This window comes from Texcoconibacillus texcoconensis (assembly GCF_014202575.1).
GTDB classification, from domain to species: Bacteria; Bacillota; Bacilli; order Bacillales; family Salisediminibacteriaceae; genus Texcoconibacillus; species Texcoconibacillus texcoconensis.
The window spans coordinates 116669-131526 of record NZ_JACHHB010000008.1; the positions used below are offsets into that span (position 1 = coordinate 116669).

The following is a 14858-nucleotide window of genomic DNA, read 5'->3' on the forward strand; positions in this document are numbered from 1 at the left end:
TACAGAGTAGGTGCTACCGAAGTAGCACCTACCGTTTACTACTGTGAAGAAGTAAAGTGTCTGCCCCGCTCCACCCGATTTTCCTGGCCCTTTCCGATCAAATCTCAATTTTTCAGCTCCCATCCCCCAGTTTAAACTCATTTCCGTATCACTTCGTAAATAAAATATACAATCATCTGTTAGAAAGGCGGTATTGATCTTGTTTATTTTGTACACGATTTTATTTTTCTTATTAGCTGGGGTTGGGTATGGAATCTATTATATTTGGCTAAGGTTTCGTTACCGCACGGCAAAGTCAAATGAAGCACTTGTGATTACGGGCCGAAATTTAGGAGACCCAGAAAAAGAGCCGAACTTGTTTACCGATGAAGAGGGGCGCTCGATGAAAATTGTTCGCGGCGGTGGGTACCGGTTGCGCCGTTTTCAAACGTCGACGCCAATTGACCTAACATCTTTTCAATTACATTTAACAACACCGCGAGTCATCACAAATGGCGGCGTGCCGATCATCGCCGATGCGGTTTCGATGGTGAAAGTCGCCGACGCGCTTGAGGGTGTTGCGAAGTACGCGGAGCAATTTCTCGGTAAAAAACAATCAGACATAGAAAAAGAAATATCCGAAGTGTTGAGTGGGATTTTGCGCGCGATATTATCGAAAATGACCGTCGAAGAAATCAACAACGACCGCGAAGCGTTTAACGAGGAAGTCACAAAAACCGCGCAGACGCACTTGCAGGAGATGGGCTTTAAGATCACCTCACTCGGTCTCACTGACCTTCGCGATGCGGAAGAGGAAAATGGATACTTAGAAAATTTAGGGCGCCCGCGAATTGCGAAAGTGCGCAAGGAAGCGGAAATCGCCGAGGCCAATTCAGAGCGGGAAACGCGCATCAACAAAGCGAAAACCGACCAAGAAGCAAAGGAAGAAGAATACAAACGGCAAATTGCGATCGCCGAATCGCGCAAAGAAAAAGACTTAAAAGACGCCGCTTTTAAAGAAGAAACCGAACGGGCACGGGCAAAGTCGGAGCAATCCTATGAACTAGAAAAAGCGAAACTCGCCAAACAAGTAAAAGACGAAGAACTCGCTGTCGAGCAATTAGAACGTGAACGCGCCGTTGAGCTAGAAAATGAAGAATATAAAGTCCGACAAGCAAAGGCCGACGCCGACTACTATGAAAAAACGAAACAAGCGGAAGCCGAAGCGGAAGTGCGTCGCCAAGATGGTTCCGCAGAAGCGCAAGTCATTCGAGAGCGCGGTGAAGCGGAAGCCGATGCCCGTCGCATGCTCGCTGAAGCGATGGATGAGCACGGGGAAGCGATCATTAAAGAGAAACTCATTGAAATCCTCCCAGATCTTGCCGAACAAATCGCGAAACCGATGAACAATATCGAATCGGTGAAAATCATCGACTCCGGGAGCGGTGAGAGCATCAACTCTTTCGGGAAAAACGTCACGAAAATGCTCACAGAAATTCAAGAGCCCGTCAAAGAACTGACCGGTGTAGAAATCGGTGACCTAATGGAAACGTACGCAAGCCGGGGACGGAATTACGTCGAACAACAGCAACCAACGTCAAGTCCCCAAGAAAGCGAAACGGAAACTCATGACCAAGAAGAGGAGCGCCGCCCTTAGTTTTGCGCGTTAAAGTATTGAAGGGTAGGTGCTACCAAAGTAGCACCTACCCTTTACTTCACTAAAGACCCTTCCCCTTTTAACCACGCATAAAAATCTTCTAACGTACCTTGTCCATCGATCTGGTATTGCGGCTCACCACGGTCAATCACGTACCCTTCAACCAAATACGTCTGCATGCCAATTTCCGCGGCCGGCATGTCCTCCTGCTTATCGTTTCCAACCATCAAACAATCCTCCGGGCTCACCTCAAGCTGACGGGCAATCTCCTTATAATACGCCCCGTGCGGCTTTGTGAACACACTATTTTCATACACCGTCACAAGCTCAAACGGCGCATCAGCAATCCCCGCCCACGTCAAACGATGCTCAATCGCTGCCTTCGGAAACAACGGATTCGTCGCCACCGCGACACGATAACCTTGCGCCACCGCCTCATCAACAACCTTACGCGCAAGCGGCGTCGGCTCACTCAAATGCGAAAACGTAGGAAACACCGACTCATAAAAATCATCCAACACAGGCCAAATCTCCTCACGCTTTAAGCCTGTCAAATGCAAAAACGTCTCCTCAAACACAACTTCATTCGTCTTCTCAGCATCCTGATCCTTAATCATCGCCTCAGTGCCCGCCAACAGCGCCTTCACAAACTGGTCCGGGTCAACGATCGGCGCCACCTGTTGCGCCAACTCCTTCATGTAATACTTCACAAACACCTCGGTATCCATCGGAAGCAACGTGCCATCGAGATCAAATAAAATCACCTTTGTCATCGTGCAAAACCTCTCTTATTTTCAAACTTAAAGTATGTCCATTTTAACACCATTTTCCTTCGTCATGCGAAAAAAGACACTTTTCGCATGTGACAGTTGCGCGTGCATCTGCACATTTTCAAGGACTGACAGCGGGCGACGAAAAAAGTGGTTCTTTTCATGATCGTTCGACCAAATGTTTCCATATACCTGTGGTAGACTCTTTTATCAAGGTATTTATTAAGGATTATCAAGTTTACATATAGAGAAAGGATGATTTCGTGCGAAAGAAGACGTTCTGGTTAAGCAGCGCTTTTTTGACGGCTTCGCTGTTGTTTTCAAGTCACGCAGGAGGTGCGGAAAGTTTTTTCGATGTAGGGGATGATCATTGGGCGTACGAAGAAGTCGCACATTTGCTCGCTGAAGACGTGATCGAAGCGGAGAACGAAGGATCCACTGCCTTCGCTGTCAACGACAACATCACCCGTGCCGAGGCAGCGGTTTTTCTTTACCGAGCGCTCGACGTTGAGCCTGATGATGAGGAAGACCATCATTCATTTACCGATCTCGCTGAAGCCGATTTCGGGTATGAAGAGGTTCAATCGCTTGTGCGCGCTGACGTATTTGACCGTGCGGACGCATTTCACCCCGAGGACGAACTGACACGTGCTGAGATGGCGCGGATTTTTGCTTCTGCATTTCAGTTGACGAAGGAAAGCACTGTTCCTTTTCGCGACGTTTTTCAAGATGATTGGTTTTATCCATATGTACAATCGTTATTGCACGAAGGGGTCACTTCTGGTGACGGAAACGGGGCATTTTTACCTGACGATTCATTAACGAAAGCGGAATTCGCTGTTTTCCTCACCCGTTTAACAGATGACGATTTTAAAGTCGATGGCCAAAAGCAAGTGACCGATGCATGGGAAGACAAAACCGCATCATTAGCTGATGAATTGAATGAAGCTGTCGTTGATGGCGTTGCGCAAGCAGAGGAAGACCATCGCGACCGTGACTTCGCTGATGTCGAAAGCGAGATTCTCAAAGGGGCGACGGCATCGTTTTCTGATCGGATCGTTGAGCCGTTTTTTTATGATTACGCATGTTGGGGTTGCGACTTTTTTATGCTCGATATGAACGGGCAATTGTTTGACTTTGACGCGGAAATACTAGACGACGGCGACGTGTTGATTGAAACGAAACGACTTGCGAACCATCTATTATCTGGGGCTCACCTAGAGATCGTCCTCACCTACGACGATGGAGATTGGAAAATCGATACGTTCGATTCCACACTTCCAACTTCAAAAAGAGGCTTTGATTTGTCGAAACAAGATATGATCGACATCATCGAGGATAGCTATTTCGTTGACGGCGACGAAATAGCCGACATCGAGTTCCGCGAGTCGGAAGCGAGAGAGCCCGTCGAATCTGTTGAGCACGAGCAAATGATTCAAGCGGATCACTACTACTTCGACGTCACGCTCGAAGGCGGTGGCGTGTTCGACGTTGTCATCGACAGCTTCCACGGACTTGTTTCAGCGCATTAACGTATGAAAGGGTAGGTGCTACCGAAGTAGCACCTACCCTTTACTTAACTAAAGTCCTATAACTCACGCAAAAAGTTCTCTGTGTAGTAATAGCTGCGCTGATTAGAATGAACGATCCCAATGCCTACCGCTTCAAAACGATCTCGTAAAATATTATTGCGATGTCCCAAAGAATTCATCAAATCACGGTGCGCGTCCATAGCCGACCAATGACCGATCGCAATATTCTCCCCACCGTAACGATAACCTTCGATATCTCCCGCTTCTACCCGCTCACGCGCCGATGTGCCATCAGGTGCATCGTGGTCGAAATAACCTTCAGCAGCCATATGACAACTATGCCCCTTCGCTACCTGCGCGGCACCCTCATGCCAATCTAACGGCTCTTCGCCATGAAACACACGCGCCGCATTCGTGTAATCAAACATCAGCTGCTCTTGATCCGCCAAATGCCCGTCCACACCGGCTTCATCCAGATCGCTTACATCTTTATAACCAATACTCCGGTCGACAACTTTCATATCAACAACTTCATCACCCATATGTTCATCAACACCATACGAAATATCATTCGTCACATTGTAGCTATCTTTATACGACTCATATTTAGCAGAAAAGGATTCCTCACTGAGCCCCGGCTTTAACCCCGTCTCCGTTTCAAACGCACCACCTTTGAGGTAAAAACCGGCAACCTCATCAAACTCATCGACCCCAAACATCATAAAACCTTCGTAATCGTCGTGATAAACGTACCAATCAAACTCATACTGCGAAGACGCGACCCGCTCAGGCGCCCCAAGCACCTCAATCACATCCGCCTTATCATCGCGCAGCGCAATTCCTTCCAGTTCAAAATGGCGAGCTGGTTCACTTCGCTCATCCACCTCCGTCCGCCCCTGTTCGGCGAGACGATGAAAGAAAGTCACCGCCTCCGCTCGCGTCAGCGACCCCGACGGTTGAAAGCGCTCAACCAAATCATCCGAACGATCATCGCGACCCTCAGTCAAATTTACCTCATATAACCAAGTAATCGCCTCCTCCTCTCGCTTAGACGCACCATTAAAATGAGCGAGCAAACGGGCGACTTGCCCACGATCGATCGCCGCAGCGCGCATGTTCGCGTTGTAATAACCGATCATCCGCATGCCATAGTCATTTATAACCTCATAGACAGGCTCACCCTCCCCCCTGCCATCCAGATTATAAAATCGCGCCAACATCGTCAAAAACTCCTTCTCGCTGACGTTTTCGTCTGGTTGGAACGTACCGTTTTCGTATCCTTTTACGAATCCTTCCTCAATCGACCAAAGGATTTGATTTTCCGCCCAATGACCAGCGACATCTGTAACATTGTTCGCCTCAACAAGCGTGGGTGCGCCGCTCAGTCCTGCTGTGACAACGGCTGAGGCGAGTATCGATTTTATATGCGTTCGCATCGGCTTCTCCTCCTAACCGGCGAAAATCCTTCCATAATTTTGTATTCCACACAACTCTTCGATCTCCTCTATTTCATTTCGGTCGAGCGACGCTTTACCAAATTAACGCAAGACAGGGTAGGTGCTACTTCGGTAGCACCTACCCTTCAACACACTAAACCACAAAAGCACAACCACACTTATGAGATAGACGTTGATAAAGGAAGGAAAACGACATTAGCACCTTTTTTATAGGAAAAATTAACCTTATGTGTAACGTTGAGCGCTTACAACCTTCGTGCTTCGCTTTGAAAGACATTTGCTCTCAGGCGTACAATGTAAGCGGTAAAGGGAAGAGGAACGATATGACATAAACTTCCCAAAAATCGATGATAAGGGGTGATTGGATGTTAACGGATTTGTATCCTTCAAGAGTCAGTGAAAAGGCGTCGATCATGAAGAGGAAAGATCCGGTTGTGTACAGTAACCCTACCCAACCAGCTGGACCACTCAGTCAAGGAGAGCTTGATTCGTACGAACAAAATGGTTACCTTCTCTTCAAAAATCTCTTCTCTCCTGACGAAGTGCAAACGATGAAGCAAGAGCTCGGGCTTGTTTTAGAAGACAACAAGGAGACCGATTCCAAGGCGGTCATTCACGAGCCAGGCAGTAATGAAGTTCGTTCGGTATTTGATGTCCATCGTGATGGCAACTTTTTTGAGCAGCTGTCGACAAACGAGCGACTCGTCAATATCGCGCAACAGCTGTTAGGCAGCCAAACGTACATCACGCAATCGCGCATCAACTTCAAGCCTGGTTTCAAAGGGAAAGAATTTTACTGGCACTCTGATTTTGAAACGTGGCACGTCGAGGACGGCATGCCGAACATGCGCGCAGTAAGTTGTTCGATTGTTCTCACAGATAACTACGAATACAACGGACCGCTCATGTTAATCCCGGGCTCGCACAATTGGTTCGTTTCGTGCGCCGGAAAAACACCAGAAGGCCACTTTGAGCAATCGTTGAAACAACAAGAACTCGGCGTTCCCGACAACGCGAGCATGGAGTGGCTCGTCGACCAAGCCGGACGCATCGACAGAGCAACAGGTCCAGCAGGGTCAGTGCTATTTTTCGAATGTAACATTATGCACGGATCAAGCGGCAACATTTCGCCGTACCCGCGCAGCAACGTATTTTTCGTCTATAATAGCATAGAAAATCAATTGGCAAACCCATTCTCCGGGCTAAGTCCGCGCCCAGAGTTTCTAGGCAATCGCGAAAACATTAAACCAATCATTCCTACAAACGATCCGATTGTCCCACGTACCGTCAGCCATTCATAAACTTGATTTTCATACAACGCGCCTAGCCAGTTTAAGTTTCACCTGTGCAGGCATATCCATAACCACACAGAAACGATCCACCGTTTTTCGGCGGATCGTTTTCTCTTTATCCAGTTAAAGGGTAGGTGCTACTTCGGTAGCACCTACCCTTCAACACACTAAAGCACCACACCATTCAACCATCAGCAAAGCAAACTAGTATTGCGGGTATTGTGGATGTTGAATGAGGTTTTGCGACACGGTATTTCTTATGTCCATCCATTCGTACTCGGTAAGCTCCAACGCGTCCGTTTTCGTTGACGGAGAAACGTCTGTGATTTGTACATCACCCGAGAATTCAACTTCCGTTTCAGCATCAATAATAAACGTCATTTCCTGATATCCATAAAATTGATCTTGCGCCCCGATTGTTAAACCCGCTTCTATATCTTGATTGGCATAATCACTACTCAAATCGTGATCAAAACTTTGATCAACATACCCATGAATCGTAGGAATTTGATGCCCGAACTCATACCCACTTAGATAAAGATCAAAGTCTGTGTTCGTTTCATTTTGTCTACGCTCTGTCATAACATCTAAGCGAATATCAGCCGCTAAGCCATTTTGATCCATCAACATGAAACTTATAGCTGTACTATAATGTTCACCGTAAGCCTCTTCTGTTTTGTTCGTAACCAAACTTACATCAAGGTATTCATCGCCGGAATACACAGGTTCAACGCGCAAGTTTCGTATATAACTCTCACCAGCCGTATCATTTCTAGAAAAGTCATACACAAAGGAAATCCCATCATTATACCCATCATCTGTGATGTTAAATGTGAGATCAAAATCAATGATTTCCTCATCGTCATCAATCACCATTTTACTTTGAACACCATCAGGAATGCTCATGTCACTTATATCTGAACGCAACTTTTGCAAGCCATCTCTAACATCACCCTCGCTTACCGAGGCATGACCGTATCCATCTTCACCTTGCTCAACGATCAGCTGAACCAACGCCTCATCCTGCGTCATTTTCAGTAACATATCATCGAAAACGTTCTTAACCTCACCTTCCGATAGATGAAGTGTGATCGTTCGGTGATCCCCATCCTCATCCAGAGCAAATGAATCATCATCAAGAAGACCATGAAGAAACGTTCCGTACTCTGTTACAACCTCTTCCCATGGCTCACCAAAGGAAAACCAACGGTCTGGTAATGTTGCAAAATTGGTAATCTCCTCAGGCCCATAATAATAAGGGTCGTTTCGTCTCATCATGTCCCCAAATTGATCATTTTCGATACTAAAATGCGATTCATAAAGTAGTGGAAAACCGAATGACGTTCGATCTTCTTGTTGATAAACCTCCGCTTGAAACGCCTCTGTTCCATTATCTATTAAAGACAACGTCGACCAAAAAACCTCTTCGTCCGGATCTTGCATCGTTTCAACGACAAACTCATTACCTTGCAAAGACGCTTGAAGTTGAGCGATATCAGGTATATTCATCGCATTGACATCCGCAGATAATGTCGTTTCGCTCTCGTAAGGATGCTCTTGCATATAATCGGATAACGCCACCGTTTCTTGATACGGCTCAGTGAGCACGTCCAATAACGTTGAGTCCCCACCTGCTTCCGCCATGAAATATAAATCTTTCGCACTCTGATTAAAAATAATCGGATAAGCAACAACTGCACCAATCCCTAATAAAGCAACAAGAGTAAGGGGAAGGATCAGCGTCTTTTTCGCTTTCTGCAACATCCTCCCCCTTTCTCCACTTTCCACACTCTTCACGGTTTCAGCCGTAGAAGCCGTTCCCTTTTCAACTTGAGCGCTCGATTGATCCGCAAACTGCGCACCACAAGCACCACAAAATTGAGCGCCACGCTCGCGCTTCTCCCCACAATTCGGACAAAAATTCATCGGCCCTTCCTCCATCACTTAACTAGAATAAACTACGAATTTCATAGCATATCATAACACGATTCTATGTAAATTGACCGAAACAATCTCTAAAAATGTCAAAAACCCTAGAACTTTTTCCTAGATAAAAGACACTTTCCACACCACCCCCACTTTCCTTCGAGCCGATACAGAAACCAGTCTTTCAGATAAACCGACAACATTTCACTTTAGCACCCTGAAGGGTAGGTGCTACTTTGGTAGCACCTACCCTTTACTACGTTAAAGCAAATCCCCCAAACTTTTTACAATTTCGTTCGTTTCCCAAATAAGGCCATAAACCCATTAAAAATAATCACACATGAGAAGGTGAGTACAGTTAACACACCGACTAAGAGCGTCACTGGCGCAAACGGCTCCAATATCCCATCAAGCGGCACACGGATGATCGCAAATCCCGCAAGAATCGTCGCTAAATATAACAGCAAAAAACGATTCAACACAATCCCCCCTTCTCAACTATTTCTATTCACGCTACACGCCTTTCGTTTGTGTCATTCAAAAGGATACATAAACATGTCGAATGTTGATACAAAAACAATCATGGCCGTTCACTCCAATCTTTGGATAAACATCTCTTATTCACAAAAAAAGACTAACGCACCGGCGTTAGCCCTCTTCATCTTTTCGATATTGATTCTTCATTGGGTCAAGGCCATTTCCTAAAGAATGATAGAGGTCCCCTTGTCTTGGATCTACAAATTCACTCTTTTGATGATAAAGCTGCGGTGTCTTCCACAATGCGATTAACGCTCTGCCCATCGGCATTTCATGATACCTATCCGGCCACATTGTTTTGATATGTTCCTTCACTAAAGGATAGTACTTCGGATTCATCCCCGGAAAAAGGTGGTGCTCTGTGTGATAACTAAAATTGAAATGAAGAACATCTACCCACTTGGGCACAGTGACAGTGAGACTATTAGCTAGTGGATCATTGACCTCAACAAGCGGATTCAAGCGATGGTTCGTTGCAATATAAGCCATCACGATAAAATTAGCAATTAGTAATGGAAGTAAAAAGGCAAAAACCCAATTACTAAAGCCGATCCACACGAGTAAGCCGATCCAAGTTGCCCACGGTAAAATCAATTGCAACCAAAGCGCTGGTTGTTTCTTTAATTTAAAGGTTTTCACGTTTTCACCAAACATCCGCAAAGAGTGGGCTGTAAAAGTTACTGTTAAAAAACTAAAGCTAAAGAAAGAACGCACCGAAAGCGGAAGACGATACACCCACCGTAAAACTGCGCTTTCCGCTAGCTTTTTCATCGTTGGCCAAGCATCGGGGTCCAGTTCTTCATCTTGTGTATGTTTATGGTGATCCATATTATGCCACTTGCGCCACAGTTTTGGACCTGTACATAATGGCCAAAAAGCAATTGCACCAAGAAAATCGCGTAACCACGCTTTCCTTACGACCGTTCCGTGCAAAATTTCATGCCCTAAAAAGCCCAATGAGGCAAAACTTCCACCTAATATAAGTGAGATCACGAGACTCACTAAAGGATGCAGTTCAAACAAACTAATCGTCACAATCCCAGCAATTGTGAGAATAAGAAAAAACAGTCCTCCAAAAAGACGCGTTGGTACAGGCTGAAATGCCTCTTTAGGAAGGTGTGGCTTTGTGCGTGCTGCATACCAGCCGAAAGTATGAAGTTCTTTCATTCATGAATCCCCTTTCAATATATGCCGATAACATCATTATCTTTAATTTATTTCACAATTTTATCACATCTCAGATTTTTTACAACCTACTTTTATCACTAGGTGCTAATTTCTAACGTCTCTCTGTACTTTCTTTTCAAGATCAACTTGATGATTATTTTGCCCTGCCTGCTTTATTATAATGTAGTGAATGGAAAACGTGACTTATAGACTTTACGAGGACACAAAGAAAATACTGAATCCTTCTCTAACAACTCTCGCGCTATGTGAAAATAGACAAGGAACGACACATTTCTCAACGGTTGGGGGCATTTTATGAGAGCGACGAAGTTTATAGTCAGGCGCTTTAGCGAAGTGAAGGGTAGGTGCTACCGAAGTAGCACCTACTCTGCATCTCGATAAAGCGATAAAGCGAAACGCCCCCTATCAGCCAATTTTGTTAAATCACCTGACACTCTTTCTTCCTTTAACATGTTGTACCTTACCATTGACTCCTATAAAATAACCATATCAAGATTTCCACTGACAAGGAGGATAAGAGATGAAAATTGCAGTGATCCAACACGACCCTATCGTCGGACCCGGCGTTTTATCTGACTGGGCGCAAGACTACAATGAAGAGATCCAGCTTTACCGCCTCGACTTAGGCGAAGCACTCCCCTCCACCCATGACTTCGATATGCTCATCAGCCTCGGCGGGCGGATGGGTGCCTACGAAGAGGACAAATACCCGTGGTTGCGCGCAGAAAAAACGCTCATCACTCGCGCCACACACGCGAATAAATGGATACTCGGCATCTGCCTAGGAAGCCAACTCATTGCCGATGCCCTCGGCGGCAAAGCATACCAACACCACGAACCAGAGCTCGGCTGGCATCCCGTGCAATTTTCCGAACACGCATCCAACCACCCACTACTTCAACAGACACCAACGACATTACACGCCTTTGAATACCATAACGACACATTCGACCTCCCCAACAACGCACAATTAATCGCCGAAACAACCTGCGCCAAACAAGCCTTCACGATCGGTGAGCAAATCCTAGCCGTGCAATTCCACCCAGAATTCAACGAACAAATGATCACCTATTTTACTGAAAATCACTATCCTCGCGACAAAAAAGGCCCGTTTATTCAGCCACAACAAGACGTGCTAAAAGAAGCCAACTTCCAAGGCAGCCGCGCATTCATGTACCAAATCATGAACAACTTTAAACAAGCGTTTAAAAACACCACAACCCCCAAAACCTCCATTTGAAAGAAAAGACATTTACCTCACCGCCCCAGCTCTCCATTCCCCTCCGTGCTTTAACAGAGCAAAGGGTAGGTACTACCAAAGTAGCACCTACCCTTCACTTAGCTAAAGCACGAAATTCTATTATTGACAATATGAACTTTCCATTTTATGATAAAACATAATTCCGAGTTTATCGATTGGAATATAATATATTTACTTCTCGTAAACTTACAATACAAAAGAAAAAGGAGCGAATCGTTATGAAAGGAATCCTACGTACATATTGGGAAACTTCTCTTATTCTCAAAATCACGATTGCACTTATTTTAGGGGTTATCGTTGGGTTGCTGATCGGAGAAACGGGCGTTGCGATTTTGGCGCCGTTTGGTGATTTGCTGATGAACTTGCTCATGTTTCTGATTATTCCACTCGTTTTATTCACATTGATTGTCGGGGTCAACCAGTCGGATATCAAAGACCTCGGTAGAATGGGTGGGAAAGTGTTCATTTATTATGCCGTGACGTCGGCGGTGGCGATCATCGTCGGGTTAGCGGTTTCGCGCGTATTCTCGCCGGGGACAGGGATGACGTTAACGAATGAGACGTTCGAGGCGCCGGAAAATCCAGGGGTCGTAAATGTCATTTTAAGTATCGTGCCTGACAATATTGTCGCGGCGTTCAGTGAACTGAACTTGCTCGGCATCATTTTCACAGCACTCGCGTTTGGCATTGCGATTTCGTCGCTAAGATCGTCGGCGACTTACCATGAGACCGGCGCATTGGTTTACAAAGTGATCGACGGGTTAAACGAGGCGACATTTCGCATCATGAACGTCATTTTGCAATACGTGCCGATCGGGATTTTTGCAATCATCGCCACAACCGTTGCCGATCAAGGGATTAACACACTCGTTTCGCTCGGCGAGATGGTCGGTGTCCTTTACATTGCGCTGATCGTGCAAGTGTTGTTTTACATCTTATTTATGAAATTATCAGGCGTATCGGTGAAATCATTTTTCCGCGCCGCGCGTACACCGATGATTACCGCATTTGCGACACAAAGCAGTTCAGGCACACTCCCGCTCACCCTGAACGCCGCTCAGCGACTCGGGCTCAACAAAGGTTTGTACAGTTTCAGCCTACCGCTCGGCGCAACGGTTAACATGGATGGGGCCGCGATCCGCATCGCCGTGTCAGCTACGTTCGCTGCCAATGTCATCGGCGACCCGCTCACATTCCCGGAAATGTTTCAAGTCGTCCTGCTCGGTACACTCGTGTCAATCGGGACAGCAGGCGTCCCCGGCGCTGGGATGGTCATGATCGCAACCGTCTTCGCACAGCTCGGCCTCCCACTAGAAGCCGTCGCCTTGCTCGCAGCCGTTGACGCCCTCGTCGGTATGGGATGTACCTCATTGAATGTAACAGGCGATTTAACAGGCTCATCCATCATTAATAAAACAGAAAAACACCAAAAAGAAACCGCCGAGGCCCAGTAAGTTGGGCAGGACTTTTAAGGAGAAGAAAGGATATTTTGCACACCACCCCAACTCTCCATTTACGCGACCGAAACAACGATTTACCCCGCGTTAGTACAGTGAAGTGCTGAAGGGTAGGTGCTACTTGGGTAGCACCTACCCTTTTCCTCGCTAAAGCATCTATGTATCTTCCCCTCTAAAACAGGCTATTAAACTAGACCAATTCCAGCAGACATACATACCCTATGAATACGCAGAGATGTTGCGTGTTCTGCTAGTATAAATTTAGAAAAGGATGATTCGATGTCTGCTGAATACTATTACAACTTTTGCCAACAGCACATGGGGCAAGAAGTAGAGATCACCGACCACCATGGCAAAGTGCACGTTGGGAAAATTGAAAAGGTCGACCGTGAAAATGTGTACCTACGTACACAGGCGCCACCACCCACCGATCGCGGCTACGGCATGTTCTTCTTCCCACTCGCCGTCGGTGCATTAGTCGCGATCCCACTCATCGGTATCGCCGGAGCTCGTCGCAGACCTTACTATTAACCTATGAATAAACCAAGGATGTGCATCAAATATGAACGAAAACACCAAAACGATTCACTTCCAAACGGAAAACTTCATTTTTAGGGAACTGAATGTAGACGATAAACACGACATTTATCGTCTATTTTCAGACCCTCAAGTAACCAAGTTTGATTACAGCGAACCGATCAAGACGATGCAAGAAGCCGAAACGTTCATCGACATCGCCCAACAATCTTACCAAAACCCTCATTATATTATTTGGGGCGCCGAACACATCGAAACCGGCAAACTCATCGGCACTTGCGGTTTCAAAAACTGGAACCGCACCTCCCAACATGCCGAAATCGGCGGCAACCTCTCCCGCGAACTGTGGGGAAACGGCTACGCAACCGAAGCGATGAACGCGATCATCAAACACGCATTTACCACCATGAACCTAAACAAAATCTGCGCCACCACCAACGAGCAAAATACGACCGCACTAGCAATCCTTAACAAATACGGCTTCAAACACGAAGGCACCCTACGCGAACACCAAAAACTCAACGCAAAGTTCCACGACGTCCTCATCTACTCCTTGCTAAAGAGGGACAGTCCCGCTTCACTTGACTAAAGTGGGACTGTCCCCCTTCAATCTTCTGCATCGATAAAGTTAAAGTAGTTTTCTCTTTTTGGTTCGCTAAAATGGGAAAGAATTTTATCAGTTGTGACTAATTGTGTAGAGGATTCTTCGGGAGCTATTTGATAATAATGCGGGTAGCTGCTCCAGGGGTAATGTTCCGGAAAATCAACCATTTTCGCAGTGACAGGGTTTAAGTGGATGTATTTGCTAACCCTGAGGAAGTAATTCAAACTATCAATCAATTGTGCATGATAACGCCCCTGAAAAAGATGGCCATCGACGTCGTACCGCCGATTAAAATACATCGCATAACGCGTGTGGAGATTACTAATAATTTTACTCGTTGGAGAATCAACCGTTTCTAGGAGAAGATGGATGTGGTTCGGCATTAAACAATAAGCATGAAGATAAAAGGGGTAAACTTCCTGTACACGTTCGAGCAATTTTAAATACCGCAAATAATCACGTTCATCAATGAAAATCAAATCCCGCCTGTTGCCACGACTCGTAATGTGAAAAATCGCACCAGGCGCCGTGACCCTACGCTTTCTCGGCAACTACACCACACCTTTCAACTAACATTTTGTCAAACCACAAAGATCAAACCTAACTCATGAAAACAAACCATAGACCGTTGAAGACAAACAGCCCTCCATAACATATTCAA

13 protein-coding genes are annotated in these 14858 nt (G+C 46.0%); 7 read left to right on the forward strand and 6 right to left on the reverse strand.

All coding sequences use genetic code 11. The features are described from left to right. Positions 1 to 208 precede the first annotated feature (208 nt). Positions 209 to 1636 carry a flotillin family protein gene (locus HNQ41_RS10005; protein WP_425506985.1) on the forward strand — a complete coding sequence of 476 codons (1428 nt, stop codon included), beginning with the start codon at positions 209 to 211 and terminating at the stop codon, positions 1634 to 1636. Between the two features lie 53 nt (positions 1637 to 1689). Here the strand turns inward: HNQ41_RS10005 and HNQ41_RS10010 are convergent, their stop codons facing one another. Further along, positions 1690 to 2409 (reverse strand): HAD family hydrolase, encoded by a 720-nt coding sequence (locus HNQ41_RS10010; RefSeq protein ID WP_184664292.1) that lies wholly within the window; start codon positions 2407 to 2409, stop codon positions 1690 to 1692. A gap of 260 nt (positions 2410 to 2669) precedes the next feature. On the opposite strand from HNQ41_RS10010, the gene HNQ41_RS10015 reads away from it, so the two are divergent. Then, a complete protein-coding gene (locus tag HNQ41_RS10015; RefSeq protein ID WP_184664293.1) occupies positions 2670 to 3938 on the forward strand; it encodes an S-layer homology domain-containing protein in 1269 nt (422 codons plus the stop codon). A 56-nt stretch (positions 3939 to 3994) separates the two neighbouring features. Here HNQ41_RS10015 and HNQ41_RS10020 read toward each other — a convergent pair whose 3' ends face one another. Beyond that, complete coding sequence (locus HNQ41_RS10020) at positions 3995 to 5374, reverse strand: CAP domain-containing protein (protein ID WP_184664294.1); 1380 nt, start codon at positions 5372 to 5374, stop codon at positions 3995 to 3997. A 386-nt stretch (positions 5375 to 5760) separates the two neighbouring features. On the opposite strand from HNQ41_RS10020, the gene thpD reads away from it, so the two are divergent. Then, positions 5761 to 6696 (forward strand): ectoine hydroxylase, encoded by a 936-nt coding sequence (thpD, locus tag HNQ41_RS10025; protein ID WP_184664295.1) that lies wholly within the window; start codon positions 5761 to 5763, stop codon positions 6694 to 6696. Positions 6697 to 6891: 195 nt separating this feature from the next. On the opposite strand, the gene HNQ41_RS10030 is transcribed toward thpD, so the two are convergent. The 3 genes from HNQ41_RS10030 to desB all read right to left on the reverse strand — a co-directional run bounded on the left by HNQ41_RS10030 (position 6892) and on the right by desB (position 10317). Further along, positions 6892 to 8613: a zinc ribbon domain-containing protein gene (locus HNQ41_RS10030; protein WP_184664296.1), complete on the reverse strand. Its 1722-nt coding sequence runs from the start codon at positions 8611 to 8613 to the stop codon at positions 6892 to 6894. 284 nt (positions 8614 to 8897) lie between these two features. Further along, positions 8898 to 9092 carry a hypothetical protein gene (locus HNQ41_RS10035; RefSeq protein WP_184664297.1) on the reverse strand — a complete coding sequence of 65 codons (195 nt, stop codon included), beginning with the start codon at positions 9090 to 9092 and terminating at the stop codon, positions 8898 to 8900. Positions 9093 to 9261: 169 nt separating this feature from the next. Next, positions 9262 to 10317 (reverse strand): Delta(10) desaturase DesB, encoded by a 1056-nt coding sequence (desB, locus tag HNQ41_RS10040; RefSeq protein ID WP_184664298.1) that lies wholly within the window; start codon positions 10315 to 10317, stop codon positions 9262 to 9264. A gap of 541 nt (positions 10318 to 10858) precedes the next feature. Here desB and HNQ41_RS10045 point away from each other — a divergent pair. From HNQ41_RS10045 to HNQ41_RS10060, 4 genes are all read left to right on the forward strand, one after another. After that, a complete protein-coding gene (locus HNQ41_RS10045) occupies positions 10859 to 11578 on the forward strand; it encodes a type 1 glutamine amidotransferase (RefSeq protein WP_184664299.1) in 720 nt (239 codons plus the stop codon). Positions 11579 to 11817: 239 nt separating this feature from the next. After that, entirely contained in the window at positions 11818 to 13053 is a 1236-nt protein-coding gene (locus HNQ41_RS10050) for a dicarboxylate/amino acid:cation symporter (protein ID WP_184664300.1), read from the forward strand. Between the two features lie 282 nt (positions 13054 to 13335). Then, positions 13336 to 13587, forward strand: a complete 252-nt coding sequence (locus HNQ41_RS10055; protein WP_184664301.1) for a hypothetical protein — start codon at positions 13336 to 13338, stop codon at positions 13585 to 13587. A gap of 31 nt (positions 13588 to 13618) precedes the next feature. Next, on the forward strand, positions 13619 to 14182 hold the full coding sequence (locus HNQ41_RS10060; RefSeq protein ID WP_184664302.1) for a GNAT family N-acetyltransferase: 564 nt from the start codon (positions 13619 to 13621) through the stop codon (positions 14180 to 14182). Positions 14183 to 14199: 17 nt separating this feature from the next. On the opposite strand, the gene HNQ41_RS10065 is transcribed toward HNQ41_RS10060, so the two are convergent. Beyond that, the gene (locus HNQ41_RS10065; RefSeq protein WP_184664303.1) at positions 14200 to 14748 is read right to left on the reverse strand and encodes an REP-associated tyrosine transposase; all 549 of its coding nucleotides are present in this window, start codon (positions 14746 to 14748) and stop codon (positions 14200 to 14202) included. Between the last annotated feature and the right edge of the window lie 110 nt (positions 14749 to 14858).

What these genes read in the sequence shown, in the direction of transcription:
- HNQ41_RS10010 (WP_184664292.1), bottom strand. Translation starts at nt 2,409, where the DNA reads ATGACAAAGGTGATTTTATTTGATCTCGATGGCACGTTGCTTCCGATG.
- HNQ41_RS10020 (WP_184664294.1), bottom strand. Translation starts at nt 5,374, where the DNA reads ATGCGAACGCATATAAAATCGATACTCGCCTCAGCCGTTGTCACAGCA.
- thpD (WP_184664295.1), top strand. Translation starts at nt 5,761, where the DNA reads ATGTTAACGGATTTGTATCCTTCAAGAGTCAGTGAAAAGGCGTCGATC.
- HNQ41_RS10030 (WP_184664296.1), bottom strand. Translation starts at nt 8,613, where the DNA reads ATGAATTTTTGTCCGAATTGTGGGGAGAAGCGCGAGCGTGGCGCTCAA.
- desB (WP_184664298.1), bottom strand. Translation starts at nt 10,317, where the DNA reads ATGAAAGAACTTCATACTTTCGGCTGGTATGCAGCACGCACAAAGCCA.
- HNQ41_RS10045 (WP_184664299.1), top strand. Translation starts at nt 10,859, where the DNA reads ATGAAAATTGCAGTGATCCAACACGACCCTATCGTCGGACCCGGCGTT.
- HNQ41_RS10050 (WP_184664300.1), top strand. Translation starts at nt 11,818, where the DNA reads ATGAAAGGAATCCTACGTACATATTGGGAAACTTCTCTTATTCTCAAA.
- HNQ41_RS10055 (WP_184664301.1), top strand. Translation starts at nt 13,336, where the DNA reads ATGTCTGCTGAATACTATTACAACTTTTGCCAACAGCACATGGGGCAA.
- HNQ41_RS10060 (WP_184664302.1), top strand. Translation starts at nt 13,619, where the DNA reads ATGAACGAAAACACCAAAACGATTCACTTCCAAACGGAAAACTTCATT.